The following is a 26572-nucleotide window of genomic DNA, read 5'->3' as shown; positions in this document are numbered from 1 at the left end:
GGGTTCTTCGTGGTGGATGCGGGAAGCGGCTCAGCGCGCGGCCTGGCGCACCATGTTGCGCGCGATGACCATCTGCTGGATCTGCGTGGTGCCTTCGTAGATTCGGAACAGGCGCACGTCGCGGTCGAAGCGCTCGATGCCGTGCTCGGCCATGGAGCCCGCGCCGCCGAAGATCTGCACTGTCAGGCCGCGGGCGGCCAGCTGAAGGGCAGCGGGCGTTTGTCCAGGAAGGCGGCCACGGCTTCGCGGTGGGCCGGCGTACCGGCCGCCACGGTCTGGGCATTCGCCTCGGCGTCGAGCGCCTGGGCCAGGGAGGGCATGCCGTCGGCCAGTGCGCGCTTGATCAGGCTCACGGCCGTGGGCGATGCGCCGGTGAAGCTGCGCGCAATGGCCCAGGCGCGCGGCAGCAGCGCCTCCGGTGCATGCAGCTCGCTCACGATGCCCAGGCGCAGGGCCTCGTCGGCGCGCACGTCGCGGCCCGAAAGCATGAGCTCGCGCGCCCGCTGCACGCCGACCACGCGCGGCAGCGTGTAGAAGGCGCCCACGTCCGGCACCAGCCCGACCTTGATGAAGGACATGGCGAACCAGGCGCGCGGCGTGGCGATCACGAAGTCCGCCGCCAGCGCGAGGCTGAAGCCCGCCCCCGCCGCGGCGCCGTCGACCGCGGCGACCACCGGGCGGTCGAGCGTGAGCAGGTCGCGCAGCCATTCGTGCACGTTGCCCAGGCGCTCGCGCCACTGGCCGCTGTCGATCTGCAGGCTGCCGATGTTGCGCAGGTCGCCGCCGGCACAGAAGTGGCCGCCCGCGCCGGTGAGCACCACGGCGCGGATGTCGCGGTCGCGCCGCACCGTGCGCACGGCTTCGGCCAGCTGGTCACGCAGCACCAGGTCGAAGGCATTGCGCTTCTCGGGGCAGTCGAGGGTGAGGGTGGCGACCTGTTCGCGCACCTCCAGGCGCACCATGTGCCGGGCTTCTGGCGATGCCGTCATGCGGCCTCCTGGGTGGGGATGAGGGCCGCGCGGGCTTCGGCCTCCTGCAGGGCACGCCAGGCGACCTTGCCGGTGGCCGAGCGCGGCAGCGCGGACAGAAAGCGCACGCTGCGCGGCACCTTGTAGGCCGACATGCGCGTGCGGCACCAGTCGAGCAGGCCGGCCTCGGTGAGGGTGCGGCCGGGCCGCGCGACGACGAGCGCCCGCACCGTCTCGCCGCGGCGCGGGTCGGGCACGCCGACCACGCAGGCTTCGAGCACGGCCTCGTGCTCGTAGAGCATGGCCTCGACCTCGGCGGGCCAGACCTTGAAGCCGCTGGCATTGATCATGCGCTTGAGGCGGTCGCGCATGAAGAAGTAGCCCTCCTCGTCCACATGCGCGAGGTCGCCGGTGCGCAGGTAGCGCTGGCCGTCGATGGTGACGAAGGCCTGGGCATCGGCCTCGGGCTGGCGCCAGTAGCCGAGCATGAGCTGCGGACCGCGGGTGACCAGCTCGCCTACCTCGCCGGGCGGCAGCGGCGCCAGCGACTCCGGATCGACCACCAGCGAATGCACACCCTGCGTGGGCAGGCCCAGGCACTGGCGCTTGCCGCGGTCCACGGGGTTGGCATGCAGGAAGGCCGCCGTCTCGGTCAGACCGTAGGCCTCGTTGTAGGCCAGGCCGAAGCGCGCCTGCAGCATGGCGGCCACCGCCTCGGGCATCGCGGCGCCGCCGCCGGAGAGCATCGAGAGGCTGCTCAGGTCGGCCGTGGCCGCCTCGGACTGGGCGAAGAAGTCCATCACCATGGCCGGCGGTGCGGCCCACGCGCTCACGCGGTGGCGGGCCACCAGGGCCACGGCCTGGGCCGCGTTCCAGCGGGGCATCATGACCACGGTGGCGCCCAGCGTGATCGGCAGGTTCATGCCGTTCTGCATGCCCAGCATGTGGAACAGCGGCGCCACGCACAGGAAGACAGATTCCGAATGCAGCCCGCGCCACACCTGCGAGGCCAGGTTGGAGGCCAGCAGCGTGGCGTGCGAATGCCGGCAGCCCTTGGGCGCGCCGGTGGTGCCCGAGGTGTAGGGCAGCGCCGCCAGCGCATGCACATCGGCATGCCAAGGCGGCGGTGCCAGGCCTTCGGCAATGGCCGCCTCGAAGCCGTGGTAGGGCCCGTCGGGCAGCGGGCGTCGTGCCTCGGCCAGCGCCGGCACGCCCTGCACGGCCTCGGCCTGCGTCGAGGCGCCGTCGCCCGAGAGCGCATCGGCATAGGCCAGCACGAGCACCGCATCGAGCAGGCCGTCGGCCACCGCCTGCTGCACCGGCCCAAGCAACTCCTGCGCGCAGATGGCGACGCGTGCGCCGCTGTCGTGGGCATAGTGGGCCAGCTCCGGCGCGGTGCTCATCGGGTTGACCGGCACCACCGCCGCGCCGGCGCGCTGGATGCCGAAGGTGGCGACGACGAACTGCGGGCAGTTCTGTGCCACGAGCAGCACGCGGTCGCCCGGCCGCACGCCCAGGCGCTGCGCCAGATGGCCGGCCAGCGCGCAACTGCGCTGCCAGAGGCCCGTGTAGTCCAGCGTGCTGCCGGCGAACACGATGGCCGGCTTGTCGGGCCAGCGCTCGGCGGCGGTCTGCAGGAAATGCGTGAGCGGCACCTGGGGCACCCGCACGTCGGCGGGCACGCCACGGGGCCAGAAGGGACGGGGGAGCGAGGGCATCGGCGTTGTCTCCGTTCATGCGCGCCGCCCTGCACCGGGGCGGCGGAGTGGGATCACGGGGCGGTCACAGGTTGCGGGCGATGAGCTCCTTCATCACCTCGCTCGTGCCGCCGTAGATGCGCATCACGCGCGAGTCGACGAAGGCCCGGCAGATCGGGTAGTCCATCATGTAGCCGTAGCCGCCGTACAGCTGCAGCATCTCGTCCAGCGCGCGCCCGAGCTCCTCGGTGGCGAAGAGCTTGGCCATGGCGGCCTCGTCCAGCGTCAGCCGGCGGCGCAGGTGTTCCGCCAGGTACTGGTCGACCATCATGCGCACCGCCGTCGCGCGGGTGCGGATGCCGGCCAGCGCGAAGCGGGTGTTCTGCATGTCCAGCAGCGGCTTGCCGAAGACGATGCGCTCGCGGGTGTAGCGCACCGTCTCCTCGTACATGGCCTCCAGCTTGGCCGCCGCGCCGAGCGCGATGACGAAGCGCTCCTGGGCCAGCTCCTGCATCAGGTAGCCCAGCCCCTTGTTCTCCTCGCCCAGCAGGTTGCCGGCGGGAACGCGCACCCCATCGAAGAAGAGCTCGGCCGTGTCGGCGGCTTCCTGGCCCATCTTGTCGAGCTTGCGCCCGCGCCGGAAGCCCGGCCGGTCGGCCTCCACCAGCAGCAGCGAGACGCCCTTGCCGCCGAGGTCGGGGGCGGTCTTGGCGACGACGACCACCAGGTCGCAGTTCAGGCCGTTGGAGATGAAGGTCTTGCTGCCGTCGATGACGTAGTCGTCGCCCTCGCGCCGGGCCGTGGTGCGGACGGCGCGCAGGTCGCTGCCGGCGCCGGGCTCGCTCATGGCGATGGCCAGGATGGTCTCGCCGCTCACGCAACCGGGCAGCCAGCGCGCCTTCTGCGCCTCGGTGCCCAGCCGCGCGATGTACGGCGCGACCACATCGGAATGCAGGCCGAAGCCCAGGCCCGAGATGCCCGAGCGGCCGATCTCCTCGACGATCACGGCCGCATGGCCGAAGTCGCCACCGCCGCCGCCCCAGGCACTGTCGAGCGTGGGGCACAGCAGGCCCTCGCGGCCGGCCTTGAGCCAGGTCTCACGGTCCACGCGGCCTTCGCGGTCCCACTCGGCCTGGCGCGGGCGGCATTCGCGGTCCAGGAAGCGGCGCACGGTCTGGCGCAGCAGCTCATGGTCGTCGCGGAAGACCTGGCGGGGGTAGGTGAGGATGCTTTCCATGGTCGCCCTCGCGTGCGCCGGCTCAGGGCTTGCCGCCGCCGCAGACCAGCACCTGGCCGCTGACGAAGTCGGACTCGGGAATGCACAGCAGGTAGACGGCGCCCGCGGCTTCTTCGGGCGTGCCGCCGCGGCCCAGCGGAATGGTCTGCTCGATGGACTTGAGGATCTGCGGATTCACGCCCACGCGGATCTGCCGGCCGGCGATGTCGATGCTCGCGTCACTGCCCGCGGCCGCCTCGGTCAGGCGCGTCATGATGAGCCCGAAGGCCACGCTGTTGACGTTGACGCGGTAGCGGCCCCATTCCTTGGCCAGCGCCTTGGTCAGGCCGTTGATGCCGGCCTTGGCGGCGGCGTAGTTGGCCTGGCCGGCATTGCCGTAGACGCCCGACACCGACGAGATGTTGACCACCTTGCGATGCACCGGCCGGCCCTCGTCGGCCTCGCGGCGGGCGGCGTCGCGGATGAAGTCCGCGGCCGCACGCAGCACGCGGAAGGGCGCCGTCAGGTGCACGGCGAGCATGGCCTCCCATTGCTCGTCGCTCATCTTCTGCACCACGTTGTCCCAGGTGTAGCCGGCGTTGTTGACGATGATGTCGAGCCCGCCGAAGGTGTCGATGGCGGTGGCGACGAAGCGCTCGGCGAAGCCGGCTTCGGTGACGCTGCCGATGCAGGCCACCGCCTGCCCGTCGCGGGCCTGGATGTCGCGCACGGTCTGCTCGGCCGGGCCGGCGTCCAGGTCGTTGATGACCACGCGGGCGCCTTCGCCTGCGAGCTTGAGGGCGATCTCGCGGCCGATGCCGCGGCCGGAGCCCGAGACGATGGCGACCTTGCCTTCGAGTTTTCTTGACATGGAGTTCCTTCGGCGGAATGGGGAGCGGATGCGGTGGTCGGTGGTTCAGTCCAGGGCGACGACGGCCTCGCCCTGCAGCTTGATCTGGCCGGCCTCGTTGGTCGTCTGCAGCAGCAGCCGCGCGCGGCGCTCGCCCTGCTCGACGACGATCCCGGCCACTTCGCCGGTGCAGCGGATGGCCTCGCCGACCTGGGTGATGGCGGCAAAGCGCACATCGAAACGGCGCACGGCTTGCTGCGGCACCCAGTCGGTGAGCAGGCGGCCCAGCCAGGCCATGGACAGCATGCCGTGCGCGAACACGTCGGCCTGGCCGGCGGCGCGGGCGAAGTCCCTGTCCACGTGAATGGGGTTGTGGTCGCCCGAGGCACCGCAGTACAGCGCCAGCGTGAGGCGGCTCACCGGTGGCAGCTGCAGCGGCGGCAGCCGGTCGCCCACGCGCAGTGCGGCGAGCTGTGCGGGCGCGAGCCGGGTGGCGGCGGGCGCGGTGTCGGCCAGGACTTCAGCCATGGCGCATCACCGTCACGCTGCGCAGGTCGGCCACATGCTCGCCGCGCTGGTTGCTCACATGGGTCTGGCGTACGACGAACTCCAGCGCGCCGCCCTTCTTGTCGTAGATGTCCTCGATGCGCTGCGCAAAGCGCAGGCGGTCGCCGGCATGGGCGAGCCGGTGGTAGGCAAAGCCCTGCTCGCCATGCAGCAGCCGGCGGTAGTCCAGCCCGAGCAGGTTGCGGATGGCGGCCGGATCGGGCGACTCCATCTCCAGGCAGAACAGGAAGGTGGGCGGCACCGGCAGGCCCGGATGGCCCGCGGCGCGGGCTGCGGCCTCGTCGGCGTAGACGGGGTCCGTCTGGCCGGTGGCCTTGGCAAAGAAGCGCAGCCGGCCCGGCTCCACGTCCACCTCGAAGGGCGGCATGGCATGGCCGATGTACTGGCGGTCGATCATGCGCCGACCTTCTCGTAGAGCGTGACCACGCAGGCGCCGCCCAGCCCCAGGTTGTGCTGCAGCGCCAGCCGTGCGCCTTCCACCTGCCGCTGCTCGGCCTGGCCGCGCAGTTGCCAGACCAGTTCGGCGCACTGGGCCAGGCCCGTGGCGCCCAGCGGATGGCCCTTGGACAGCAGGCCGCCCGACGGGTTGGTCACCACCCGGCCGCCATAGGTGTTGTCGCCGTCGAGGATGAAGCGCTCGGCCGTGCCCTCGGGCGTGAGGCCCAGCGCCTCGTAGGTGATGAGTTCGTTGGCTGTGAAGCAGTCATGCAGTTCGACCACGTCCAGGTCTTCCGGACCCACGCCGGCGGTTTCGTAGACCTGATTGGCGGCGGCCACGCTCATGTCGTAGCCGACCACGCGGCGCATGTCGCCGCTGTCGAAGGTGCTGGGGCGGTCGGTGGTCATGGCCTGGGCGCGGATCGCCACGCTGGAATCCAGGCCGTGCTTGCGGGCGAACTCCGCCGAGCACACCACCGCGGCCGCCGCACCGCAGGTGGGCGGGCAGCACTGGTAGCGCGTGAGCGGGTCGAACACCGTGGGCGCGGCCATCACCTCTTCAAGGGTGAGCGTCTGCCGGAACACGGCCAGCGGATTGCGGGCCGCATGCTGGCGCGCCTTGACCGAGATGCGGCCGAAGGTGTCGGGCCGGATGCCATGCGCGCGGATGTAGTCGCGCCCCGCGCCGCCGAAGAACTGCGCCGCGCGCGGTGCGGCCGCGTCGAAGCCCTGGTGCTCGGTCATGACCTCGGCGAAGCGGGCCATGGGCGACGGGCGGTCGCCCCAGGCGCCCTTGAGCGCGCCGGGCTGCATCTGCTCGAAGCCGAGGGCGATGGCGCATTCGACCATGCCGCTTTCCACCGCCTGGCGCGCCAGGAAGAGCGCACTGGAGCCCGTGGCGCAGTTGTTGTTGACGTTGAACACCGGAATGCCGGTGAGGCCCACGCCGTAGATCGCGGCCTGGCCGGCGGTGGAGTCGCCGTAGACATAGCCCACATAGGCCTGCTGCACCTCGGCATAGTCGACGCCCGCATCGCGCAGGGCGGCCTGGGCGGCGCGCATGCCCATCACGGTGTAGGGCTCGCTGGCGCCGGGCTTGGTGAAGGGGATCATGCCCACGCCCACGACGTGGACGGTTCGGCCGGTTCGGGTCATCGGTGGTTCCTCTGGCGTTGCTCCATGGCAGCCAGTGTGGCCAGCGCCCCCCGGACGGCCAATCGCGGATCGGCGCAAAAGGATTGGCAGAAAACATCGCCGGCCCGGGGGCCGACAGTCGCCGTCAGTGCGACAGCTGCGGCTCGGCGGACGGCGCCGCCGCGTCCTGCGCCCGCGCCAGGTAGCGCTCGCGATACGCGCCGGGCGCGAGCCCCGTCCACGCCTTGAAGGCACGGTGGAAGGTGCTGGCCTCCGAATAGCCCAGGCGCTCGGCGATCTCGATCAGCGTGAGGTCGGGCCTCGACAGGTACTCCACCGCCACGTCGCGGCGCAGGCTGTCCTTGATGGCCTGGAAGCCCTGCCCTTCGCGCTGCAGCCGCCGGCGCAGGGTCTGCGGCGTCATGGCGAGCGAGGCGCTCACCTGCTCCAGCGACGGCAGCTCCTCGTGCAGGTGACGGCGCAACACGCGGCGGATGCGTTCGGTCAGGCTGGTGTGGTCGCGGTAGCGCACCAGCAGGTCGCCGGGCACGCTTCGCAGGAAGCCTTCCACGCTCTCGGTGCTCTGCACCACCGGCAGGTCGAGCCAGCGCGACTCGAAGCGCAGGCCCATCCAGTCGCGGCCCGCACTGACCGGCGCCTGGAAGAGGCGCGAGGCCTCGGAGCGCTGCACATTGACCGAGCGGTCGTAGACCACCTCCTGCAGGGGAATGCGGCGCGCCACCAGCCAGCAGGCCACGCCGAAGGCGAAGAACATGAAGGAGCGCTGGGCATACTCGAGCGGTGCCGAAGGGGGCTGCCGCGTGTCGATGCGCAGCGTGACCAGGCCGCCGTGGCGCTGCACATGCACGCCGATATCGGGCAGCACCTGGTGCGCATAGCGGGCGCCCTGGCGCAGGGCCTCGCCCAGCGTCTCGCAGCGCACCAGCATGCGGCAGCCGGTGGCGAAGGTGCCCAGCGGCACCGGTCGGCCGGCCAGGCCCCAGAGCTCGTCGCGCATGCGGCGCGTGAGCTGCACGACCAGCGTGGCGTACTGCGCCTGCGTGACGCGTGCGAGGTTCGAGCCCAGCAGCGTGGGCGCGATGCCCGCGCGGCGCAGCAGCGCATCGCAGTCCAGCCCGCGTGCGCGGGCCCCCTGCAGGATCTGGTCGACCTGCGCGATGGCGATGGTGTGCTGGACGGGGCGGGCGAAGCTGGGAGGCATGGCAAGGGGCGCGGGCCGCGGCGGGCCGGCGCCGACCGTACCCGAAAGCCACCAGCGGCTCAATGGGGCCTCAGCCGATGGCGGCCACGCGCCGGAGCTGCTCCCGCTCCTCCTCGCTCCAGCCGAGTTCGGCCAGCACCTCGTCGGTGTGCTGGCCCGGCGCGGGTGCATCGTGCCGGACGGCGAAGTCATGGCCGCTGATGCGCACCGGCGGGCCAAGCTGTTTGTCGCCCGCAGGAGCGGTGACGGCCATGCCCCGGGCCTGCATCTGGGGATGGGCCAGGGCCTCGTCCAGCCGAAGCACGGGCGTGACGCAGCAGTCCTCCTGCGCGAAAAGGGCGGCCCAGTGGGCCTGGCTGTGTTGGCGCAGCACGGCGGCGACCTCGGCCTTGACGGCATGGCGGTCGGGCGCCTCGGCGTCGGGCAGGTGGTCCGCCAGGTCGGGACGGCCGATGCACGTGCAGAAGCGGCGCCAGAACTTCGGCTCCAGGGCACCCACCGCCATCCAGCGGCCGTCGGCGGTGGCGTAATGGTCGTAGCAGGCCAGCGCGCCGGTGAGCTTGTCGGTGCCCAGGGGCCGAGCCCGGCCACCGCGCGCGACGGCCATGTGGGGAATGACGGCATGGGCCAGCAGCCCGTCGGCGATGGCGACATCCACATGGCGCCCGCGGCCGGTGCGAGACGCGTCGAAGAGCGCCGCCAGGATGCCCATCACCGCGGGCATGGTGCCGCCCAGCAGATCGGCCACAGGGATGCTGGACAGCGCGGGCGGCGCGTCGGCGCGGCCCATCTGGTCGGCCACGCCGGTCAACGCGGCGTAGTTCATGTCGTGGCCCGCGGCATCGCGCATCGGCCCGGTCTGGCCATAGCCGGTGATGCTGCAGTAGATCAGCCGAGGGTTGTGCGCCTGGACGGCGGACACGCCCACGCCCAGCCTGTCCATGACGCCCGGGCGAAAGGACTCCACCAGCACGTCGGCCCGCTCGCACAGCCGCAGCAGCGTCTGTACGCCCTGGGGCTGCTTGAGGTCGAGGCGGATGCCGCGCTTGTTGCGGTTGACCTGCCGGCGCACGCCGTCGACGGCATAGTCGCCGGCCCCCAGGTCCTCGATCTTGATCACGTCCGCGCCCAGGTCGGCGAGGTGCAGGGTGCACATGGGGCCCGGCAGCAGCCGGGTCAGGTCCAGCACGCGCACGCCCGCCAGCGGCGCGCCCTGGGCGCTGGCGGCGGGCGAGGTCGGGAGTCGGTCTTGGGTGTCGTTCCACATGCGGGCCACTCTAGGCAGCGCGGGGCTGCGCGGGAATGGCCCAAAGCCTCATCCGGCTTCGCAGGAACGATCAAGCCCCGGAAGGGTCGAGGTTCAGCCGCCCGCCTTGTCGACCTGGTCGTCGTTGGTCGAGGCCCGCGTGCCCTTGAGGTGCATCTCGACGTCGGGGGCCTTGTCACCCACGGCGGCCACGGCCTCCTTCAGCTGGACGGCCGTGACGTCGAGCTTGCGGCCCCAGCGCTCGAGGGCTTCGGGGGAGTCGACGTCGATGCGTTCAATGCCGTCGGCGCGTGCGGAATCGTTGGAAGGGGTCATGTTCAGGGTCTCCATAGGAAAGGGGCGACGACCCATGCTGCGGTGTGGGACGCTTGGCGCCTGTAGGCTGTCGCCGCCCGGCGTCGCGGGCCATTCAAGCCTTCGGGATCGCCGGGGCGGATGAAGACTCGTCCGACAGCGGGTGGCGCTGCCCACGCGCGGCGTGCCGCCGGGCCACTGGCACACTGCCCGATTTGCAAGGAGTTGCCGTGTCCTCTTCCGCCTCACCCCAGACCGCCGTGCTGAACGTGAGCACGCGGCCCTTCTCGGTCAGCGCACGGGTCGAGGTCACGCCCGGCGGCATGCTGGCCATTGCCGCGCTGGTGACGGGCATCCTGCTTTCCACCGCCTTGATCGTCCAGGTCGCCAAGCGCTGAGCGGGTGAAGACGGGCGTGCTCGCCAGCGTCCGCTTCGGCACGTCCGCTCGAACGCGTTCGACCTGCCGGCACCGACCGGCAAGGCTTCCCGTCAGCCAACCATCCGTCCGGACGCTCAGCCGCTGTCTGCCTCGTCCGACGCGCATGGGCCCCGGCCGATGCGCCAATGAATCCGTGCCATCAATGTGGCGCCGCGGCCCCCGCATCGGCGGGCTGTGTCGAACAGGGATTCGCATGGACCTTCATCTCGAACAGAAGCGCGTGCTCGTGACCGGCGGCAGCTCCGGCCTGGGGGCCGCCATCGTCAAGGCCTTCGCCGACGCCGGCGCCCGCGTCGCCATCAATTACCGCTCCAAGCCCGAGGCCGCGGAGGCGCTGGCCGATGCCTGCCGTCACACGCCGGCTGGCCGGCCGATCACGGTGCATGCCGACATCGCCGACGCGCAGGCCGTGGACGGCATGTTCGAGGCGCTCGACCAGGCGTGGGGCGGCATCGATGTGCTGGTCAACAACGCCGGCATCGACGGCGAGCATGCCCTGGCCTGGGAAGCCGATGCGAAGGCCTGGGGCCGCGTGATCGACGTGAACCTCAAGGGGGCCTTCCTGTGCGCGCACCATGCGCTGCGTCGCATGGTGCCGCAGAAGTCGGGCGTGATCCTCAACACCACCAGCGTGCACGAGACCATCGCCTGGAGCGGCTACAGCGCCTACTGCGCCAGCAAGGCCGGCCTCACCATGATGGGCCGCACGCTCGCGCAGGAGGCGGCGCCGCACGGCGTGCGCGTGCTCAGTCTGGCGCCCGGCGCCATCAGGACGCCGATCAACCGCGACGTGTGGGAAGACCCGGAAGGCCATGCCGACCTGCTGCGCAAGATCCCGCTTGGCCGCATGGGGGAGCCGGAGGACATCGCCGACATGGCGGTGGTGCTGGCCTCGCATGCGGCGCGCTACATGACCGGCACCACGGTGTTCGTGGACGGCGGCATGACCGATTACCCCGACTTTGCGCACGGCGGATGAACGGCCCGCGTCCGACCACGACCCCTCGCGCCGCGGTGGCCGAGGGCGAAGCCGCCGTGCCTTCCGTCCCGCACCGCCGCATCGAGGACTACGCGCTCATCGGCAACATGCTGTCGGCGGCGCTGGTGGGCCGCGACGGTGCCATCGACTGGCTGTGCCTGCCGCGCTTCGATTCGCCCGCCTGCTTCGCGGCCTTGCTGGGCGAAGAGCGCCATGGTCGCTGGAAGGTGGCCCCCGTCGACGCAGACCCGCAGGTGAGCCGGCGCTACCTGGCCGACTCGGCGGTGCTGGAGACCCGCTTCCAGACCGCCACCGGCGTGGTCACTGTCACCGACTTCATGCCCCGCAGCGACGACGACCCCGCCCATGTCGACGTGGTGCGCATCGTGGCGGGCGTCGAGGGCGAGGTGGCGATGCAGCTCGACCTGACGGTGCGCTTCGCCCATGGCTGCACGGTGCCGTGGGTGCAACGCAAGGACTATGGCCTCAGCATGGTCGCGGGGCCGGATGCCATCGAGCTGCATGCCGACCTGCCGCTGGAAGGCCACGGCATGAGCACGCGTGCGCGCTTCACCGTACGCGCCGGCGAGCGCGTGCCGATGACGCTGGCCTATCACCCCTCCAACCGGCGCCCGCACTTCGTGGAGGACCGGGACGAATCGCTGGAGCGCACGGTTCTCTGGTGGCACGACTGGGTCGGCCGCGCCACCCTGCCGCCGATGCCGCCGGCTTGGCGCGGCGCCGTGGTGCGCTCGCTCATCACGCTCAAGCTGCTGACCTATGCGCCCACCGGCGCCATCGTCGCGGCGCCCACCACCTCGCTGCCCGAGGCCATCGGTGGCACGCGCAACTGGGACTACCGCTACTGCTGGGTGCGCGACTCCGCGCTCACGCTGTATGCGCTGCTCAATGCCGGCTACCGCGAGGAGGCGCAGCACTGGCGCCAGTGGCTGATGCGCGCCGTGGCCGGCTCGCCGAACCAGCTGCAGATCATGTACGGCATCGGCGGCGAGCGATGGTTGCCCGAGTACGAGTTGCCATGGCTGCCCGGCTTCGAAGGCAGCCGGCCGGTGCGCGTGGGCAACGGCGCCGCGGGCCAGATGCAGATCGACGTGTACGGCGAGCTCATGGACACCCTGCATGCCGCCCGGTGCGCCGAGCTGCAGCCCAATGCCGAGGGCTGGGCCATGCAGAAGGCCCTGCTGGTGCACCTGGAGAAGGTCTGGCGCGAACCGGACCAGGGCATCTGGGAGACACGTGGCCCGCCTCAGGCGTATACCCATTCGCGCCTGATGGCCTGGGTGGCCTTCGACCGCGCGGTCGCTGCTGTGGAACACCATGGCCGGGACGGCCCCGTCGAGCACTGGCGCGAGGTGCGCGACGCCATTCATGCGGACATCTGCGTGCACGGCTTCGACTCGCAGCTCGACACCTTCGTGCAGTACTACGGCGGCAAGAGCCTGGATGCGGGGCTGCTGCTGATGCCGCAGGTGGGCTTCCTGCCGGCCACGGATCCGCGCGTGGCCGGCACCATCGCCGCCATCGAGCACGGGCTGATGCAGGACGGGCTGGTCCAGCGCTATTCGACCGGCGCCACGGACGATGGCGTGGGCGGTCGGGAAGGCGCCTTCCTGGCCTGCAGCTTCTGGCTGGCCGATGCCTATGTGATGGCGGGGCGGCACCACGATGCCGCGGCACTCTTCGACCGCCTGCTGGGCCTGTGCAACGACGTCGGCCTGCTCTCGGAGGAATACGACATGCAGGCCGGCCGGCAACTGGGCAACTTTCCGCAGGCCTTCTCCCACATCGGGCTGATCAACACGGCGCACAACCTGGCGACCGCGCAGGGGCCGGCGCGGCAGCGCGCCGCGCGGTCGGCGCCGGGAGGCCGTGCTCAGAAGGTGTGAGTGAATCCGGCGTGGCCGAGCGGGCTGCGAAAACGCGGCCAATCAAGGCGCAAAGCGCAGCCATAGCTCGGGCTATGGCGAGCATTTGCAACGCCGAGTGGGCGTGTTTTGGCAGGACGAGCGGACATGGCGGGTTCGCTCGCACCTTCTCAGTAGACGCCGTCGAAGTCCTCGCGCCCGCGCCGGTAGTTGACGTTGGTCAGCGCCGTGTCGCGGTTGACGAGCACGCGGTTGTACAGAGGGTGACGGGTGCTGCGCACCTCGTGCTCGACCTGGAAGAGGCGACGACCATCCCGTGGATCACAGATCCACTCGAAGCGCCACTCGTGAGGCGCGTCGTCCCGCGTGAGCAGGCCGTGCTCGCGCAGCCAGGCATGCGGGCTGGCGAAGTCCGCCAGGTAGATCAGGAAGTGGTGGCCGTCGTAGTCCGGCAGTGGCGCTTCGCGCTCGGTGAAGCGCAGGGTCTGGAACAGGCCGGCGCGCACGATGGCCCGGCGACCATTCACCTGCGCAGGGGTCCCGATCACCTGGGTGTAGAAGCGGGCGATGCCGTCCACGGTGCCTGGCGGCACGTCGAAGTCAATATAGACCAGGCCGAGGTGCACGCCATCGAAGGCGTCGGAGGGGGCATGGCAACGCACACGGGTGCCCCAGGGGCAGTACAGGTCGATGCAGTCGGGCCCGTCCATGGCGTCGAACTGCAGGGCGCGGCCGGGCGCCACACGCTGCATCTCTGCCCGGGCAAAGCCGAGGCGTGCGCGCATCGCGTACAGGTCCGGCACCACGAAGCCCAGCGTGCCTCGCAGCAACTGCGACCGGGGCGACGCGCCGCGGCTGGGCAGGTGCACCTGCGTGCGGCCGAAGTTGACCCACATGTTGTCCAGGCCCGTGAACAGGTAGGGGTCGCGCGTGCCGCCCAGCGCGGTCACGTAGAAGAGCGTGGCCAGGCGCTGGTCGTCCACGGTGGCGTTGTAGTGCTCCAGCAGCACGATGTTGCCGATGCTGTCGGCGGCGCGGTCGGGGGCGGTCATCGTCGTTTCCTCAGTGGCCGTGTGCCGGATGGGCGAAGCGGTGTTCGGGCAGGCCGGGCACGTCCACATCGATGGCCAGCACCGAGCCGGCCAGCGGTTCACGCAGCAGCTGCGTGCGATCCAGGAACTTGCGGGCGGTGGTGACGAACAGGGTGCGTCGCTCGGGGCCGCCCAGGCAGACGCAGGTGGGGTTGGTGACCGGCAGCTCGACCACGCGGTCGACCTTGCCGTCGGGCGTGAAGCGGATGACCTTGCCGGCCGCGAAGATCGCGTTCCAGACATGCCCCTGCGCGTCGACGCAGGCGCCGTCGGGTCGCCAGCGTTGCGCGCCATGGTCCACGAAGACGCGCCGGTTCGTGGCCGTGCCGGCGGCCGCGTCGAAGTCGAACTGCCATGTCGTGAATCGGCGCGTGTCCGAGAAGTACAGCCGCCGCTGGTTGGGCGAGAAGGCCACGGTGTTCGACACGATCACGTCGCCGAACTGGCGATGCACGGATCCGTCGGCGTCGACGCGGTAGAACGCACCGTGCGGTCGGTGCAGTTGGTTGTCCATGGTGCCCACCCAGAAGCGGCCCTGCGCGTCGCAGCGGCCGTCGTTGAGCCGGTTGTCCAGCGCGGCGTCTTCCACCTGGCAGAGCGGCTGCAGTTCACCGCGGCCCATGTGGAACAGGTACAACCCCAGGTCGATGCCCAGCAGCACCACGGATGGATCGCGCGTCAGCGCGAGCGAGCCGACGAAGCGCTGCGTGAAGTCGTGGCTGTCGTGGCGGCCGCTCTCCGGATGAAAGCGCTGCAGTCGGCCGCCATCGATGTCCAGCCACAGCAGGGATTGCGTCGCTTCGCACCACAGGGGCGACTCGCCCAGGAGGTCATGGCCGGGAACAAGGCAGCGGATGTCGGTGCTCATGAGGGGCTCCATGTCAGGGGTCATCGTGCGGCGCGCACGGTCTTGCGCGCTGGCGGCGGCGGCTTGTCGCCCACATTGCCCCAGGTGCCCAGGTTGGCCGACTTGAGCAGGGGGGAGGCCGCGCCCGTCGCGGCCAGCTCGTTCGCCGCGGCGAGCAGGGCCGGGCCGAAGCGGTTCATCTTGGCCGTGCTCAGCCGCAGCGACGGACCGGCGATCACCAGCACGCCGGTGGCTGCTTCGCCCTGCCGCTGGATGGGCGCCGCCATCGAGCTCATGCCGGGCGCATACACGTCCTGGATGATGCTGAAGCCCCGCTTGCGGTGCTCGTCGAGCATCTTGAGCAGGGCCCGCACCGAGGTGGGTGCATTGGGACCGAAGTTGCGCGGCGTGCCCAGGCCCTGGCGGCTCACATGCCCGATGGCCAGGTCCTCCGGCAGCGTCATCAGCCAGGCATGGCCGGCCGCGCTGCAGGACAGCCGCAGGTCGATGCCCATGTCGGGGTCATAGAGCAGGCCCGAGCGTGCGCCCTGCGCCTTGGCGATGAGCGTCAGGCGCTCGCCGTCCACGATGGCCAGGCGGACCAGTTCCTCGGTGCTGCGGGCCAGCCGGTCGATCACCGGCTGGGCGATGTCCACCACGCCGGACTTGCCGATGAAGTTGAGTCCCATGGCGGGCAGTCGCGTGGTGAGGGCGTAGTCGCCGCGGGGGGTCTGTCGCACATAGCCGAAGCGCACGAGTTCCTGCAGCGTGCGATGGCAGCCACTGCGCAGCTGGTTGAGCTCGGTCGCGATCTGGCCGAGGCTGACGCCGTCGGGATGGTCGACGAGGTATTCGAGGATGGCCAGTGATTTTTCGAGGGCGCCGCTCATGCCACTTCTTTCGTGGAAGCCATTCAAATTTTGAATCTTATCGCCAAGTTGAATGGCATTCACAACTCTGGCAGCATCCGGCCCAATTTCAGGAACACGGGTTGGAGACGAGTCATGAAGCAAGCGATGGATGGGGCGGCTGCAGGGCGGCTGCGACGGTGCGGCCCGGGCCCGCAGGTCTGCTGAGGGCGCGGCAATGGCAATGCTTGGCAATGCGGCCCTGGCCATGTGGTGGGACATGGCACCGGCGATGCGACCGGACTTCGAAGACTGGCACGCGCACGAACATTTTCCGGAGCGCCTGGGCATCCCGGGCTTCCGACGGGCCAGCCGCTGGTCCTGCGCGGAAGGGGGCGAAGGCGTGTTCGTGCTCTACGAGCTCGAGGACTTCTCGGTGCTCTCGTCGCCGGGCTATGCGGCGCGGCTGAACGCACCCACGCCGTGGTCCACGCGCATGATGCCGCACCACCGGCACATGGTGCGCAGCCAGTGCCGTGTGCTGGGCAGCGAGGGCGCGGTCACGGCGCGCCAGGCGCTCACGGTGCGGCTCTCGCCCGCGCCAGGTCAGGAGGCCGCGCTGCGTGACGCGTTGGGCCGCCTGGGTCGGGAGCTTCGCCTGCGTCCGGGCCTGGTGGGGTTGCACGTGATCCGTCATGAGGCGCCACCGATTGCGCCCACCGAGGAGCAGCGCATGCGCGGCCTGGCCGACCGCTTTGCCGACTGGGTCCTGATCGCCTGTGGCTACGACGCGCAGGCCGTGCAGGCGCTGGCACAGGCCGAGTTGTGCGCCGACGCGCTGCAGGTCCTGGGCGCGCAGGAAGGTGCGGTGCACCAGCGCTTCGCCCTGGCCTATTCGGCCACACCTGGAGACGTGCGATGAGCGTCGCGCGGTGCGCCCGGCCTTCGCCCGGGGCTGCGCATGGCCGCGTCCTTCAGCCATCGACGACCCGTCGGCACCATGGCCTGGGACGCTGAATTCGACTTCGTCGTGGTCGGCGCCGGCAGCGCCGGTTGCGTGCTCGCCGACCGCCTCACGGAGGATGGCCGGCACCGGGTTCTTCTGATCGAGGCTGGCCCGCCCGACCGCAGCCCCTTCATCCACGTACCCGCGGGCTTCCTGCGCCTCATCGACCACCCGCAGCTGAGCTGGCGCTACCGGATGGCCGCCGACCCCGAACTCGGTGGCCGCGAGGTTCCGCTGCCACAGGGCCGCATGCTGGGCGGCACCGGCTCGATGAACGGCATGCTGTACGTGCGCACCTCGCCCGAGGAGCATCGTCGTTGGCTGGCGATGGGCTGCGCCGGCTGGAGCCATGAAGAAGCGCTGGCCTGCTACGCGCGCATCGAGGCGACGCTGCCCGACACGGCCGGGCCTCCGCTGCCCGTGAGCGAGTTCATGGAGACGCATGCACTCAGCGCCGCCTTTCTAGCGGCCTGCGGCGAGGCGGGCATGCGGGTGCGGCCGAGCGTGAATGGCCCGGAGCGAGAAGGCGCGGCGCCCTTCCAGCAGAACCGCCATGGCCGCTTCCGCCGAGGTCCGGCCCAGACCTATTTGCGCCGTGCGCGGCGCCGCCCCAATCTTCGGATCATGACCGGGGCGCTGGCGCAGCAGGTGCTGTTCGACGGCATGCAGGCGGTCGGCGTACAGGTGCGGCACCAGGGCCGCATCGAGCAGTTGCGGGCGCGGCGCGAGGTGATCGTGGCCTGCGGCGCGATCCGCTCGCCGCACCTGCTGCAGCTGTCGGGCATCGGCCCGGCCGAGCTGCTGCGCACGCTGGGCGTGCCCATCGTGGCCGATCGCCCTGCCGTGGGCGAGAACCTGCGCGACCACTACTCGGTGCGGCTGACCCAGCGCGTACGCGGCATCCGCACGCTGAACGAGCGCACCCATGGCCTGGCGATGCTGGGAGAACTGGCGCGTTACGCCGTGCAGGGCCGGGGACTGCTCACGCTGGGCGCCAGCACCTGCGCCGCCTTCGCGCGCAGCGATGCCGGACAGTCCTTTCCCGATCTTCAACTGAGCTTCGCGCCGGCCAGCTTCGAGCCGGGGACCTACCGGCTCGAACAGGCGCCGGGCATGACCATCAATGTCTACCAGTCCCTGCCCGAGAGCCGCGGCACCGTGCGGGCGCGCTCGCGGGACGCAGCCCAACCGCCACACATCGCGGCCCGTTACCTGAGCCATGAGGCCGACCGCGCCGCCGTCGTGGCCGGACTGCGGCTGGGCCGCCGTCTGTTCGCCATGCCGGCGCTGCGGCAATGGGGCATCCAGGAGACGCTGCCGGGCCCCGCCGTCGACGACGACGCGGCCCTGCTGCGCTATGCCCTCGACCGCGGCGTCTCGGGCTACCACCTCGTCGGCACCTGCCGCATGGGCGGCGACGAGGACTCGGTCGTCGATCCGCAGCTGCGGGTGCGCGGCGCCCAGGGTCTGCGGGTCGTCGATGCCTCGGTCATGCCTACCTGCACCTCGGGCAATTCCAACGCGCCGACGCTGATGGTGGCCGAACGCGGCGCAGCGATGGTGCTGGCCGCGCACCGGGCCTGATCCTGCGCCTTCTTTTCCCTTCCCAACCAGAACAGGAGACCTCCGTGAAGCTCATTCAATTGATCCGTGCGGCCGCGATCGCGCTGGCCTGCGCCACCGCGGCCCATGCCCAGTCGCCAGCGCCGATTACGCTGCGCTTCGGCCATGTGGTGCAGCCGGGCCATCCGATCTCGCTGGGCGCGCAGAAGCTTGCCGAGATCCTCAATACGCGCAGCAACGGGCGCATCAAGCTGATGGAACTGGGCGGCGGCTCCATCGGCGGTGAGGCGCAGCAGCTCAGCGCCGTGCAGGGCGGCGTGCAGGACATCACCCTGCCCTCCGCCACCATCATGGGCGGGGTGATCAAGGAGTTCACGCTGCTGGACATTCCCTTCTCCTTCAACAGCGCGCAGCAGGTCGATGCGCTGCTGCAGGGGCCCTTCGGCCAGCTGCTGATGAGCCGCCTGCCCGACAAGGGCATGGTCGGCCTGGACTTCTGGGAGACGGGCTTTCGCAACTTCACCAACAGCCGCAAGCCCATCGTCAATGTCGAGGACCTCAAGGGCCTGAAGCTGCGGGTCATTCCCAACCCGCTGTTCCTCGACAGCTTCGCGGCCCTGGGCACCAACCCGGCGCCCATGCCCTTCCCCGAGCTGTATGGTGCGCTGGAGTCCCGCGCCATGGACGCGCAGGAAAACCCGTTCTCCGTGGTGCTGACCAGCAAGTTCTACGAGGTGCAGAAGTACCTGAGCGTGACCAACCATGTGTACACCGCCAACCCGGTGGTGATCAGCCGCAAGACCTGGGAGAAGCTCTCGCCCGCCGACCAGCAGCTCGTCAAGGCGGCCGTGCAGGAAGCGGGCGCCTTCCAGCGCCAGACCAGCCGGGAGGCCTCCACCGTGGCCCGCAAGGAGCTGGAGTCGAAGATGCAGGTCAACGACGTGCCGCCCGCCACGCTGGCGCGCATGCGTGAGCTGACCAAGCCCGTGGGCGAGAAGTTCGCCGCTTCCTACGACCAGAGCGTCGTCAAGGTCTACCGCGCGGAGCTCGAGAAGGTCCACGCCAGCGTCAAGTGAGTGCCACTTCCATGGCCGCAACGGCACTGTGCATTCCGGACCTGCGGAGCCAGGTGGCGCTGGTGACCGGCGCCAGCCTGGGCATCGGCGCGGCCGTAGCGCGCGCCTGCGGTGCCCAGGGCATGCGGGTGGCGGTGCACTTCCACAGCTCGCGCGGTCCCGCCGAGGCGGTGGCCGCCGACATCGAGTCCGCCGGCGGACAGGCGCTGCTGGTGCAGGGCGATGTGCGCGACCCCGCGGCGATCGCGCGTTGCGTGGCCGAGGTGGAGGCCGCCTTCGGCGAGATCGCGGTGCTGGTCAACAACGCGGGCAGCATGGTGGCGCGGGTGCCGTTGGCGGACCAGTCGGACGCCTTCTTCGACGAGGTCATGCACACCAACGGCCGTTCGGTGGTGGCCTTCACGCGCGCGGTGCTGCCTGGCATGCGGCGACGCGGCGGTGGCAGCGTGGTGAGCACGACCTCGGTGTCGGCCCGCAGCGGCGGCACGGCCGGTGCGTCGCTCTATGCCGCGTCGAAGGGCTTCGTGAGCACACTGACGCGCTCGCTGGCCCGTGAGCTGGCCGCCGACCGCATCCGGGTGAATGCGGTGGCGCCGGGCGTGATCCAGACGCCGCTGCAGGACAAGTTCTCGACGCCGGAGATGCTCCGCGGCTTTACCGCAGGCATTCCGCTCGGCCGCATCGGCACGCCGGAGGACTGCGTGGGCGCCTACCTGTACCTCGCCTCGGAGGCGCTGTCGGGCTACATGACCGGGCAGGTGCTCGAGGTCAACGGCGGGCAGCTGATGCCCTGAGCATCGATCAGCCCATCGTCATCAGGCTGGCATTGCCGCCCGCAGCGGCGGTGTTGACGCTCAGCGAACGCTCGCTGAGCAACGCCGCGAGCACCGTGTCGGCATCGGCCGGCGGCCAGGGATCCAGTGCGACGATGGGCCCCTGGCGCTCGGCCAGCTGACGGGCCACGGCCAGCCGCTGTGCTGCGTCGCCCTCGTGAAGGACCCGTTCGAGCACTGGGCCGTCCGCGCCCAACGGATCGGCGGCGAGCGTCACACGGGCCTGCACGCTCGCTGGCAGCCCGGCAAGCAGTGAGGCCGTCGATGGGCTGGCGGGCCATACGGCGCGGCTTCCGGCAGCCAGCACGGCTGCGAGTTGTGCCAGGCGCGAGGGGTCGTCCTGCGCCAGGCACAGCACCTCGGTACGCGGATGCAGGGCGTAGCGGTTGCGCTCGCCCGTCGGCCCGTCGAGCAGCCAGGCCGTGGTGCGCGGCATGGCGTGGTGCAGCTGCGCGCACTGCTCGGCGAGCTGCGCGTCGCCTGTGCTGCGGGCCCAGTCCTGCAGGGCCCGCAGCGGCGCGCGGTCCGCCGCGGTCATTTCGTCGGCCTTGGCGTTTGGCAGCGCGCAGGCGACGGCGCCGGCCAGGAAGCCTCTAGGCCGTTGCGCCAGCAGCCGGTACAGGTACAGCGGCCCGCCGGCCTTGGGCCCGGTGCCCGACAGGCCTTCGCCACCGAAGGGCTGCACGCCCACCACGGCGCCCACGATGTTGCGGTTCACATAGACATTGCCCACCGGCGCGGCCTGCACCACACGCTCGATGGTCTCGTCGATGCGGGTGTGCAGGCCCAGGGTCAGGCCATATCCCGTTGCGGCGATCTGTGCGAGGAGCGCGTTGAGTTCGGGGCGCCGCCAGCGCAGCACATGCAGCACCGGGCCGAAGACCTCGCGCTGCAGCTCGGCCAGGCTGTCGATCTCGATCAGCGTGGGTGGCACGAAGGTGCCCTTCGCCGTGGCGCCCGTGCTCGCGCGGCCGGCGCGTTGCACGCGGCGGCCGCGTGCCTGCATGGCCTGCACATGGGCCTCAATGCCGGCCTGCGCCTCGGCGTCGATGACCGGGCCGACATCGGTGGGCAGCAGCGCAGGATCGCCCAGATTCAGCTCGGCCATGGCGCCGCGCAGCATGTGCAGCAGCGCGTCGGCCGACTCCTCCTGCACGCACAGCACGCGCAGCGCCGAGCAACGCTGGCCCGCGCTGTCGAAGGCCGAGGCGAGCACGTCGGCCACCACCTGCTCGGTGAGCGCGGACGAGTCCACGATCATGGCGTTCTGCCCGCCCGTTTCGGCGATCAGTGGAACGGGGCCGCCATGTGCGCCGAGTCGCTGCGCGAGGCTGCGCTGCAGCAGGCGCGCGACCTCGGTGGAGCCGGTGAACATCACGCCCTGCACGCGGCCGTCGGCCACCAGTGCAGCACCGACTGTCTCGCCGTCGCCGGGCAGCAACTGCAAAGCCGCGCGAGGGATGCCGCCCTCGTACAACAAGCGCACGGCCTCGGCCGCGATCAGCGGCGTCTGCTCGGCGGGCTTGGCGAGCACCGGGTTGCCGGCCGCGAGTGCGGCGGCGATCTGGCCGGTGAAGATGGCCAGCGGGAAGTTCCAGGGGCTGATGCACACGACAGGGCCCAGCGGCGCGTGGTCGTCGCCCTGCAGCGCGCGGCGGGCCTGGCCGGCGTAGAAGCGCAGGAAGTCGATGGCCTCGCGCACTTCGGCGATGCCGTTGGCGAAGGTCTTGCCGGCCTCGCGGGAGAGCAGCGCGACCAGCCGTGGCATGCGGGCCTGCATCAGATCGGCCGCGCGTTCGAGCGAAGCGGCGCGCTCCGCGGGCGGCGTGGCGGCCCAGGGGCTGGCGAAGTCGTGCGCTGCGGCCAGCGCGGCGGCCACGTCGTCGGGCGTGGCGGGCCGCACGATGCCGACGATGTCGCCGTGGCCGGCGGGGTTACGAACGGGCAAGGGGGCGGAGGTGGATGTGTTCGCCGTGGCCAGATGGTCGACGGCCGAAGGGGCTGCCAGCGGCGCCGCCGTCGCCTGTGGCCCACCCGCGACCATCGGCGCGGCCTGCCAGTCGATGCGCCTGCTTTCGGCCACGGCCGCGTCCAGCTTCGTCAGTTGCGCGTCGTCCGCCAGGTCCATGCCCTGCGAATTGGCGCGCGCCTCGCCGTACAGCCGCAGCGGATGGGCGATGGCCGGGTGCGGGGTGCCGGCTCGGCCCTCCCTGGTCGCCAGTCGGTCCACGGTGGCGACAGGGTCTTCCACCAGCGCCTCGATGGGCAGCGTGCAGTCGGCAATGCGATGCACGAAGGAAGTGTTGGCGCCGTTCTCCAGCAGGCGGCGCACCAGGTAGGCCAGCAGCGTCTCGTGGGTGCCCACGGGCGCATAGATGCGGCAGGGCCGGCCCAGGCGGCCGTCCTCGGTGCGGCCCACCACCTGCTCGTACAGTGGCTCGCCCATGCCGTGCAGGCACTGGAACTCGTACTGGCCCGGCTGCCAGCGGGACGGATCGGCCATCGTGTAAATGGCCGCCAGGGTGTGGGCGTTGTGGGTGGCGAACTGCGGATATACCTGCGCGGGCGCGGCCAGCAGCCTGCGTGCGCAGGCCAGGTAGGCCACGTCGGTGTGCGCCTTGCGGGTGTAGACCGGAAAGCCGTCCTGCCCGTCCACCTGCGCGCGCTTGATCTCGCTGTCCCAGTAGGCGCCCTTGACGAGGCGCACCATCAGCCGCCGGCCGCTGCGCGCCGCCAGGTCGATGAGAAAGTCGATGACGAAGGGGCAGCGCTTTTGATAAGCCTGCACCACGAAGCCCAGGCCGTTCCACCCCGCCAGGGCCGGCTCGAAGCACAGGCGCTCCAGCAGGTCGAGCGACAGTTCCAGACGGTCGGCCTCTTCTGCGTCGATGTTGAGGCCGATGTCGTGCTGCCGGGCCAGGGCGCTCAGGTCGCGCAGCACCGGGTACAGCTCGTTCATCACCCGCGACTTCTGCGCCCGGCTATAGCGCGGATGCAGGGCCGAGAGCTTGATCGAGATGCCCGGCCCGTCGATGGGCCCGCGGCCGGCGGAGGCCTGTCCGATTGAACGGATGGCCTCTTCGTAGGCGCGGCGGTAGCGCGCGGCGTCCTCGGCGGTCATGGCGGCTTCGCCCAGCATGTCGTAGGAGTGGCGAAAGCCTTGCGCCTCCAGGGGGCGCGCCTTTGTCAGCGCCTCGGCGATGGTCTGGCCGGTGACGAACTGCTCGCCCATCATGCGCATGGCCAGGTCCACGCCCTTGCGGATCAGCGGCTCGCCGCCCTTGGCCACCAGCCGGCCGAGCTGGGCCGAGAGACCTGTCTCGCTGTGCGTGGCCACCAGCCGGCCCGTCAGCAGCAGGCCCCAGCTGGCGGCGTTGACGAACAGCGAGGGGCTGCGGCCGAGGTGGGCCTGCCATTCGCCCTGGGCGATCTTGTCGCGGATGAGGGCATCGCGGGTGGCCGCATCGGGAATGCGCAGCAGCGCCTCGGCCAGGCACATCAGGGCGACGCCCTCCTGCGAAGACAGGGTGTATTCCTGCAGCAGGCCCTGCACCAGGCCGCTGCGGCCGCTGCCCGTGCCGCGCTCGCGCAGGTGCTGGGCCAGGCGGCAGGCGAGTTCGTGGGTGGCGCGGGCCTGTGCGGGCGACAGGCGGGCCTCGCCCAGCAATGCCTGGACCGCCGTGGCCTCGTCCTGCCGGCAGGCCCCGGCGACGGCATGGCGCAGGCGCGGTGCCATGGTGGCTGCATCGATGGTGCCGCTGCCGGCATGGTGTGCAGCGGGGACGGCGAGGGTCGGTCGAGGCGTGGCGAGGGCAGTCATGGCAGTCCCGCAGATGGGCGCTGGGTTAGCGGATGCCTGAATAATCCCGCAGACTTCGCCGAATATTCGTTCAAATCCTTCTCATCATGCCGAACAAACCACTGGACGCAGCACCGGAACTGGACCGCCTGGACCTGCGCATCCTGGCCACGCTGCAGGCCGACGGCCGAATCACCAACGTCAAGCTGGCCGAGACCATCGGCCTCTCGCCCACGGCGGTGCTGGCGCGGGTGCAGCGGCTCACCGACGAGGGCTACATCCTGGGCTACGAGGCGCGGCTGAACCCGCTCAAGCTGGGCGCGGGCATGCTGGTCTTCGTGGAGGTGCTGCTGGACCGCACCACGCCCAACGTGTTCGACGCCTTCAAGGCCGCGGTGCAGGTGCACCCGGAGATCATGGAGTGCCACATGGTGGCCGGCGGCTTCGACTACCTGCTCAAGACCCGCAGCGCCGACATGGCCGACTACCGCCGCTTTGCGGGCGCGGTGCTGTGGCAGTTGCCGGGCGTGCGCGAGACGCGGACCTATGCGGTGATGGAAGAGGTCAAGGATTCGGCCCGGCTGCATCTGCCGGGAGGCTGATGCCGGCGAGGTCGTGCGCTGCGGAACGCACCCCGGCGCCGATCCGCAGGGCTCAGGGCGCGGCCTCACGCACCAGCCGGATGCCCACCAGCGTGTAGCGCGTGTCCGGCGCATTCCAGTTGCGGTAGCTGGCGCGGGCATAGAAGGGCCAGGTGTGCCACGAGCCGCCGCGCCGCACCCGCACCGAACCATCGGCAGGGCCCTGCGGATCGTCGTCGGGCGAGCGGGCGTAGTAGTCCTCGCCGTACCAGTCGGCCACCCATTCCCAGGCGTTGCCGTGCATGTCGTACAGGCCCCAGGCATTGGGGGCGCCGCTGCCCACCGGCGCCGTGAAGGCGAAGCCGTCGTCGGCCGGCAGGGCCATCGCCTTCCACTGTGGCCAGTAGGCCGCGGTGCGCTGGTCGAAGACGTTGGCGCTGCCGCGCAGCGAGGCCGGGTCGTCGCTGGTGCTGTAGCGGGTGCGGGCGCCAGCCCGGCAGGCGTATTCCCATTCGGCCTCGGTCGGCAGGCGGTAGCGGCGGCCCTCGGTGCGGCTGAGCCACGCGGCCAGGGCCTGCGCGTCGTTCCAGGTGACGTTGACCACCGGGTGGTCGTCGCCCTGCGCAAAGCCGGGGTTGTTCCAGGCGTAGCGCGGGTCGCGGCCTTCGAAGGCATCGCCGCGCGCGGTCTTGGCGGGGTCGTAGTCGGCGCGCCAGCCATAGCCGCCGGTGCCATCGGCGATGGATTCCGGCACGTAGCCCGAGCGTTCGAGGAAGCGGCGGAACTGGCCCACCGTGACCTCGTGCTGGCCCATCCAGAAGGCGTGCGTGATGCGCACCTTGTGCACCGGGCCTTCGTCACCCAGCTGGGCAAAGCGCTCGGGCGGCAGCTGCGGAAAGTCGCGGGCCAGGGTGGCGGCCGGCTCCTCGCTGCCCATCAGGAATTCGCCCGCAGGGATGCGCACGAAGCGCATGCCCAGGCTGTTCGTCTGCACGGCGGGCGCATCGGCCGACGGCGGTGGCGCGGCGATGGGAAGCGCGCATCCGGCGATGGCCAGCGCGGCAGACACGATCCAGAGGCGGCGGCGGAAGTCCATCGGCCCATGCTAGCCAGGGCCCGGGCTGGCGCCAACTGGGCGAACGGCCGAGCCCTGCCGCTATTCTTCGGACGTCTTCTTTCTGCCGGAGCCCTGCCATGCCTTCCCTCATCCGCCCGTTGGCCCTTGCCGCTGCCCTCCTGGCCGTCGCCTCTGCCCATGCCCAGGTCACCGTCAAGGACGCCTGGGTGCGCGCCACCGTGCCGCAGCAGAAGGCCACGGGCGCCTTCATGCAACTGCAGTCGGCGCAGGATGCGCGGCTGGTGTCGGTGAGCACGCCGCTCACCGCCAGCGCCGAGGTCCACGAGATGGCGCTGCAGGACAACGTGATGCGGATGCGGCCGATGCCTGCGCTGGACTTGCCCGCTGGCAAGCCGGTGGAACTCAAGCCCGGCGGCTACCACGTGATGCTGATGGACCTGAAGCAGCAGGTGAAGGAAGGCGAGACGGTGCCGCTCACGCTGGTCTTCGAAGGCAAGGACGGCAAGCGCCAGACGGTGCAGGTGCAGGCGCCGGTGCGGCCGCTGCGGCCCGAGGCCATGCCGATGCAGCACGGCGAGCACAAGCACTGAGGCTGTCAGCGCCAGTGGCCGGAGTCGAAGACCACCAGTCGCTCCGTCCGACCGGCCATGAAGGCCTTCATCTCCTGGTGCACGGCGCTGACCTGGTAGCGCTCGTGGGCCGCCTCGTCGTCGAAGCAGGCGACCACCGCATGGCTGAAGCCTTGCGCGCGGCTGGCCTCGTTGGGCGCGTAGAGGTAGCTCACCAGGCCGGGTGAGCCCGCGCGGACCTGCGCCGCGAAGTCCTGCACGCGCTGGTGGAAGGCGTCATCGGTGCCCGGCTTGAAGGCCATCAGGACGGCATGGATGAACAT

At 70.9% G+C, this 26572-nt stretch carries 25 protein-coding genes and 1 pseudogene; 9 read left to right on the top strand and 17 right to left on the bottom strand.

What is annotated here, in order from left to right; genetic code table 11:
• Positions 1 to 30: 30 nt before the first annotated feature.
• The 11 genes and pseudogenes from KBC94_RS16535 to KBC94_RS16485 form a co-directional block, all read right to left on the bottom strand.
• Positions 31 to 204 (bottom strand): annotated as a pseudogene (locus KBC94_RS16535) (acyl-CoA dehydrogenase family protein); the annotation flags it as partial.
• Positions 183 to 989 (bottom strand): enoyl-CoA hydratase/isomerase family protein, encoded by an 807-nt coding sequence (locus KBC94_RS16530; protein ID WP_294372369.1) that lies wholly within the window; start codon positions 987 to 989, stop codon positions 183 to 185. The gene KBC94_RS16530 and the pseudogene KBC94_RS16535, both read right to left, overlap by 22 nt.
• Positions 986 to 2686, bottom strand: a complete 1701-nt coding sequence (locus KBC94_RS16525) for a long-chain-fatty-acid--CoA ligase (protein WP_294372366.1) — start codon at positions 2684 to 2686, stop codon at positions 986 to 988. The genes KBC94_RS16530 and KBC94_RS16525 overlap by 4 nt, the downstream gene beginning before the upstream one ends.
• A 64-nt stretch (positions 2687 to 2750) precedes the next feature.
• Positions 2751 to 3902 carry an acyl-CoA dehydrogenase family protein gene (locus KBC94_RS16520; RefSeq protein WP_294372363.1) on the bottom strand — a complete coding sequence of 384 codons (1152 nt, stop codon included), beginning with the start codon at positions 3900 to 3902 and terminating at the stop codon, positions 2751 to 2753.
• Between the two features lie 22 nt (positions 3903 to 3924).
• Entirely contained in the window at positions 3925 to 4752 is an 828-nt protein-coding gene (locus tag KBC94_RS16515) for an SDR family oxidoreductase (RefSeq protein ID WP_294372360.1), read from the bottom strand.
• Between the two features lie 45 nt (positions 4753 to 4797).
• Positions 4798 to 5259, bottom strand: coding sequence for a MaoC family dehydratase (locus KBC94_RS16510; protein WP_294372357.1), 462 nt, complete (start codon positions 5257 to 5259; stop codon positions 4798 to 4800).
• Positions 5252 to 5695, bottom strand: coding sequence for a MaoC family dehydratase N-terminal domain-containing protein (locus KBC94_RS16505; protein WP_294372355.1), 444 nt, complete (start codon positions 5693 to 5695; stop codon positions 5252 to 5254). Before KBC94_RS16505 ends, KBC94_RS16510 begins: the two co-directional genes overlap by 8 nt.
• Positions 5692 to 6891, bottom strand: coding sequence for a lipid-transfer protein (locus tag KBC94_RS16500; RefSeq protein WP_294372350.1), 1200 nt, complete (start codon positions 6889 to 6891; stop codon positions 5692 to 5694). The genes KBC94_RS16505 and KBC94_RS16500 overlap by 4 nt, the downstream gene beginning before the upstream one ends.
• A gap of 124 nt (positions 6892 to 7015) precedes the next feature.
• A complete protein-coding gene (locus KBC94_RS16495; RefSeq protein ID WP_294372348.1) occupies positions 7016 to 8092 on the bottom strand; it encodes an AraC family transcriptional regulator in 1077 nt (358 codons plus the stop codon).
• 70 nt (positions 8093 to 8162) lie between these two features.
• Positions 8163 to 9359, bottom strand: a complete 1197-nt coding sequence (locus tag KBC94_RS16490; protein WP_294372346.1) for a CaiB/BaiF CoA-transferase family protein — start codon at positions 9357 to 9359, stop codon at positions 8163 to 8165.
• A gap of 93 nt (positions 9360 to 9452) precedes the next feature.
• A complete protein-coding gene (locus KBC94_RS16485) occupies positions 9453 to 9674 on the bottom strand; it encodes a DUF3606 domain-containing protein (RefSeq protein ID WP_294372344.1) in 222 nt (73 codons plus the stop codon).
• 209 nt (positions 9675 to 9883) lie between these two features.
• Between KBC94_RS16485 and KBC94_RS16480 the strand changes: the two genes are divergently transcribed.
• From KBC94_RS16480 to KBC94_RS16470, 3 genes are all read left to right on the top strand, one after another.
• Positions 9884 to 10051 (top strand): hypothetical protein, encoded by a 168-nt coding sequence (locus tag KBC94_RS16480; protein ID WP_234196831.1) that lies wholly within the window; start codon positions 9884 to 9886, stop codon positions 10049 to 10051.
• Positions 10052 to 10286: 235 nt separating this feature from the next.
• Positions 10287 to 11072 carry a 3-oxoacyl-ACP reductase FabG gene (fabG, locus tag KBC94_RS16475; protein ID WP_294372337.1) on the top strand — a complete coding sequence of 262 codons (786 nt, stop codon included), beginning with the start codon at positions 10287 to 10289 and terminating at the stop codon, positions 11070 to 11072.
• Positions 11073 to 11128: 56 nt separating this feature from the next.
• Positions 11129 to 12979 (top strand): glycoside hydrolase family 15 protein, encoded by a 1851-nt coding sequence (locus KBC94_RS16470; protein WP_294372334.1) that lies wholly within the window; start codon positions 11129 to 11131, stop codon positions 12977 to 12979.
• A gap of 149 nt (positions 12980 to 13128) precedes the next feature.
• Here the strand turns inward: KBC94_RS16470 and KBC94_RS16465 are convergent, their stop codons facing one another.
• The 3 genes from KBC94_RS16465 to KBC94_RS16455 are packed head-to-tail and all read right to left on the bottom strand — an operon-like array spanning position 13129 to position 15786.
• Positions 13129 to 14010 (bottom strand): glyoxalase/bleomycin resistance/dioxygenase family protein, encoded by an 882-nt coding sequence (locus tag KBC94_RS16465; RefSeq protein WP_294372330.1) that lies wholly within the window; start codon positions 14008 to 14010, stop codon positions 13129 to 13131.
• A gap of 10 nt (positions 14011 to 14020) precedes the next feature.
• Positions 14021 to 14917 carry an SMP-30/gluconolactonase/LRE family protein gene (locus tag KBC94_RS16460; protein WP_294372327.1) on the bottom strand — a complete coding sequence of 299 codons (897 nt, stop codon included), beginning with the start codon at positions 14915 to 14917 and terminating at the stop codon, positions 14021 to 14023.
• A gap of 20 nt (positions 14918 to 14937) precedes the next feature.
• Entirely contained in the window at positions 14938 to 15786 is an 849-nt protein-coding gene (locus KBC94_RS16455) for an IclR family transcriptional regulator (RefSeq protein ID WP_017759483.1), read from the bottom strand.
• Positions 15787 to 15982: 196 nt separating this feature from the next.
• On the opposite strand from KBC94_RS16455, the gene KBC94_RS16450 reads away from it, so the two are divergent.
• The 4 genes from KBC94_RS16450 to KBC94_RS16435 all read left to right on the top strand — a co-directional run bounded on the left by KBC94_RS16450 (position 15983) and on the right by KBC94_RS16435 (position 20183).
• The gene (locus KBC94_RS16450; protein ID WP_294372318.1) at positions 15983 to 16666 is read left to right on the top strand and encodes a hypothetical protein; all 684 of its coding nucleotides are present in this window, start codon (positions 15983 to 15985) and stop codon (positions 16664 to 16666) included.
• 78 nt (positions 16667 to 16744) lie between these two features.
• Positions 16745 to 18334, top strand: coding sequence for a GMC family oxidoreductase N-terminal domain-containing protein (locus KBC94_RS16445; RefSeq protein WP_294372317.1), 1590 nt, complete (start codon positions 16745 to 16747; stop codon positions 18332 to 18334).
• Positions 18335 to 18378: 44 nt separating this feature from the next.
• Entirely contained in the window at positions 18379 to 19389 is a 1011-nt protein-coding gene (locus KBC94_RS16440; protein ID WP_294372316.1) for a TRAP transporter substrate-binding protein, read from the top strand.
• A gap of 32 nt (positions 19390 to 19421) precedes the next feature.
• Positions 19422 to 20183 (top strand): glucose 1-dehydrogenase, encoded by a 762-nt coding sequence (locus tag KBC94_RS16435; RefSeq protein WP_294372423.1) that lies wholly within the window; start codon positions 19422 to 19424, stop codon positions 20181 to 20183.
• A 7-nt stretch (positions 20184 to 20190) separates the two neighbouring features.
• Here the strand turns inward: KBC94_RS16435 and putA are convergent, their stop codons facing one another.
• On the bottom strand, positions 20191 to 23958 hold the full coding sequence (gene putA, locus KBC94_RS16430) for a trifunctional transcriptional regulator/proline dehydrogenase/L-glutamate gamma-semialdehyde dehydrogenase (protein WP_294372419.1): 3768 nt from the start codon (positions 23956 to 23958) through the stop codon (positions 20191 to 20193).
• Positions 23959 to 24128: 170 nt separating this feature from the next.
• Between putA and KBC94_RS16425 the strand changes: the two genes are divergently transcribed.
• Complete coding sequence (locus tag KBC94_RS16425) at positions 24129 to 24623, top strand: Lrp/AsnC ligand binding domain-containing protein (protein WP_294372315.1); 495 nt, start codon at positions 24129 to 24131, stop codon at positions 24621 to 24623.
• A gap of 52 nt (positions 24624 to 24675) precedes the next feature.
• On the opposite strand, the gene KBC94_RS16420 is transcribed toward KBC94_RS16425, so the two are convergent.
• Positions 24676 to 25575: a formylglycine-generating enzyme family protein gene (locus KBC94_RS16420; protein WP_294372416.1), complete on the bottom strand. Its 900-nt coding sequence runs from the start codon at positions 25573 to 25575 to the stop codon at positions 24676 to 24678.
• A 221-nt stretch (positions 25576 to 25796) separates the two neighbouring features.
• On the opposite strand from KBC94_RS16420, the gene KBC94_RS16415 reads away from it, so the two are divergent.
• Complete coding sequence (locus tag KBC94_RS16415; protein ID WP_294372314.1) at positions 25797 to 26270, top strand: copper chaperone PCu(A)C; 474 nt, start codon at positions 25797 to 25799, stop codon at positions 26268 to 26270.
• A gap of 5 nt (positions 26271 to 26275) precedes the next feature.
• On the opposite strand, the gene KBC94_RS16410 is transcribed toward KBC94_RS16415, so the two are convergent.
• On the bottom strand, positions 26276 to 26572 hold the full coding sequence (locus tag KBC94_RS16410) for a Dabb family protein (protein WP_294372312.1): 297 nt from the start codon (positions 26570 to 26572) through the stop codon (positions 26276 to 26278).

The organism is Pseudacidovorax sp. (assembly GCF_017991995.1).
Taxonomy (GTDB): domain Bacteria; phylum Pseudomonadota; class Gammaproteobacteria; order Burkholderiales; family Burkholderiaceae_C; genus Xenophilus.
This window is presented reverse-complemented; position numbering and strand designations above follow the sequence as displayed.

Excerpts from the sequence above, each read along its gene's own strand:
- KBC94_RS16455 (WP_017759483.1), bottom strand. The coding sequence starts at position 15,786 with ATGAGCGGCGCCCTCGAAAAATCACTGGCCATCCTCGAATACCTCGTC.
- KBC94_RS16415 (WP_294372314.1), top strand. The coding sequence starts at position 25,797 with ATGCCTTCCCTCATCCGCCCGTTGGCCCTTGCCGCTGCCCTCCTGGCC.
- KBC94_RS16465 (WP_294372330.1), bottom strand. The coding sequence starts at position 14,010 with ATGACCGCCCCCGACCGCGCCGCCGACAGCATCGGCAACATCGTGCTG.
- KBC94_RS16410 (WP_294372312.1), bottom strand. The coding sequence starts at position 26,572 with ATGTTCATCCATGCCGTCCTGATGGCCTTCAAGCCGGGCACCGATGAC.
- KBC94_RS16520 (WP_294372363.1), bottom strand. The coding sequence starts at position 3,902 with ATGGAAAGCATCCTCACCTACCCCCGCCAGGTCTTCCGCGACGACCAT.
- KBC94_RS16525 (WP_294372366.1), bottom strand. The coding sequence starts at position 2,686 with ATGCCCTCGCTCCCCCGTCCCTTCTGGCCCCGTGGCGTGCCCGCCGAC.
- KBC94_RS16420 (WP_294372416.1), bottom strand. The coding sequence starts at position 25,575 with ATGCGCTTCGTGCGCATCCCTGCGGGCGAATTCCTGATGGGCAGCGAG.
- fabG (WP_294372337.1), top strand. The coding sequence starts at position 10,287 with ATGGACCTTCATCTCGAACAGAAGCGCGTGCTCGTGACCGGCGGCAGC.
- KBC94_RS16530 (WP_294372369.1), bottom strand. The coding sequence starts at position 989 with ATGACGGCATCGCCAGAAGCCCGGCACATGGTGCGCCTGGAGGTGCGC.
- KBC94_RS16495 (WP_294372348.1), bottom strand. The coding sequence starts at position 8,092 with ATGCCTCCCAGCTTCGCCCGCCCCGTCCAGCACACCATCGCCATCGCG.
- KBC94_RS16485 (WP_294372344.1), bottom strand. The coding sequence starts at position 9,674 with ATGACCCCTTCCAACGATTCCGCACGCGCCGACGGCATTGAACGCATC.
- KBC94_RS16510 (WP_294372357.1), bottom strand. The coding sequence starts at position 5,259 with ATGGCTGAAGTCCTGGCCGACACCGCGCCCGCCGCCACCCGGCTCGCG.
- KBC94_RS16450 (WP_294372318.1), top strand. The coding sequence starts at position 15,983 with ATGGCAATGCTTGGCAATGCGGCCCTGGCCATGTGGTGGGACATGGCA.
- KBC94_RS16445 (WP_294372317.1), top strand. The coding sequence starts at position 16,745 with ATGGCCTGGGACGCTGAATTCGACTTCGTCGTGGTCGGCGCCGGCAGC.
- KBC94_RS16500 (WP_294372350.1), bottom strand. The coding sequence starts at position 6,891 with ATGACCCGAACCGGCCGAACCGTCCACGTCGTGGGCGTGGGCATGATC.
- KBC94_RS16460 (WP_294372327.1), bottom strand. The coding sequence starts at position 14,917 with ATGAGCACCGACATCCGCTGCCTTGTTCCCGGCCATGACCTCCTGGGC.
- KBC94_RS16490 (WP_294372346.1), bottom strand. The coding sequence starts at position 9,359 with ATGTGGAACGACACCCAAGACCGACTCCCGACCTCGCCCGCCGCCAGC.
- KBC94_RS16505 (WP_294372355.1), bottom strand. The coding sequence starts at position 5,695 with ATGATCGACCGCCAGTACATCGGCCATGCCATGCCGCCCTTCGAGGTG.
- KBC94_RS16425 (WP_294372315.1), top strand. The coding sequence starts at position 24,129 with ATGCCGAACAAACCACTGGACGCAGCACCGGAACTGGACCGCCTGGAC.
- putA (WP_294372419.1), bottom strand. The coding sequence starts at position 23,958 with ATGGCACCGCGCCTGCGCCATGCCGTCGCCGGGGCCTGCCGGCAGGAC.
- KBC94_RS16515 (WP_294372360.1), bottom strand. The coding sequence starts at position 4,752 with ATGTCAAGAAAACTCGAAGGCAAGGTCGCCATCGTCTCGGGCTCCGGC.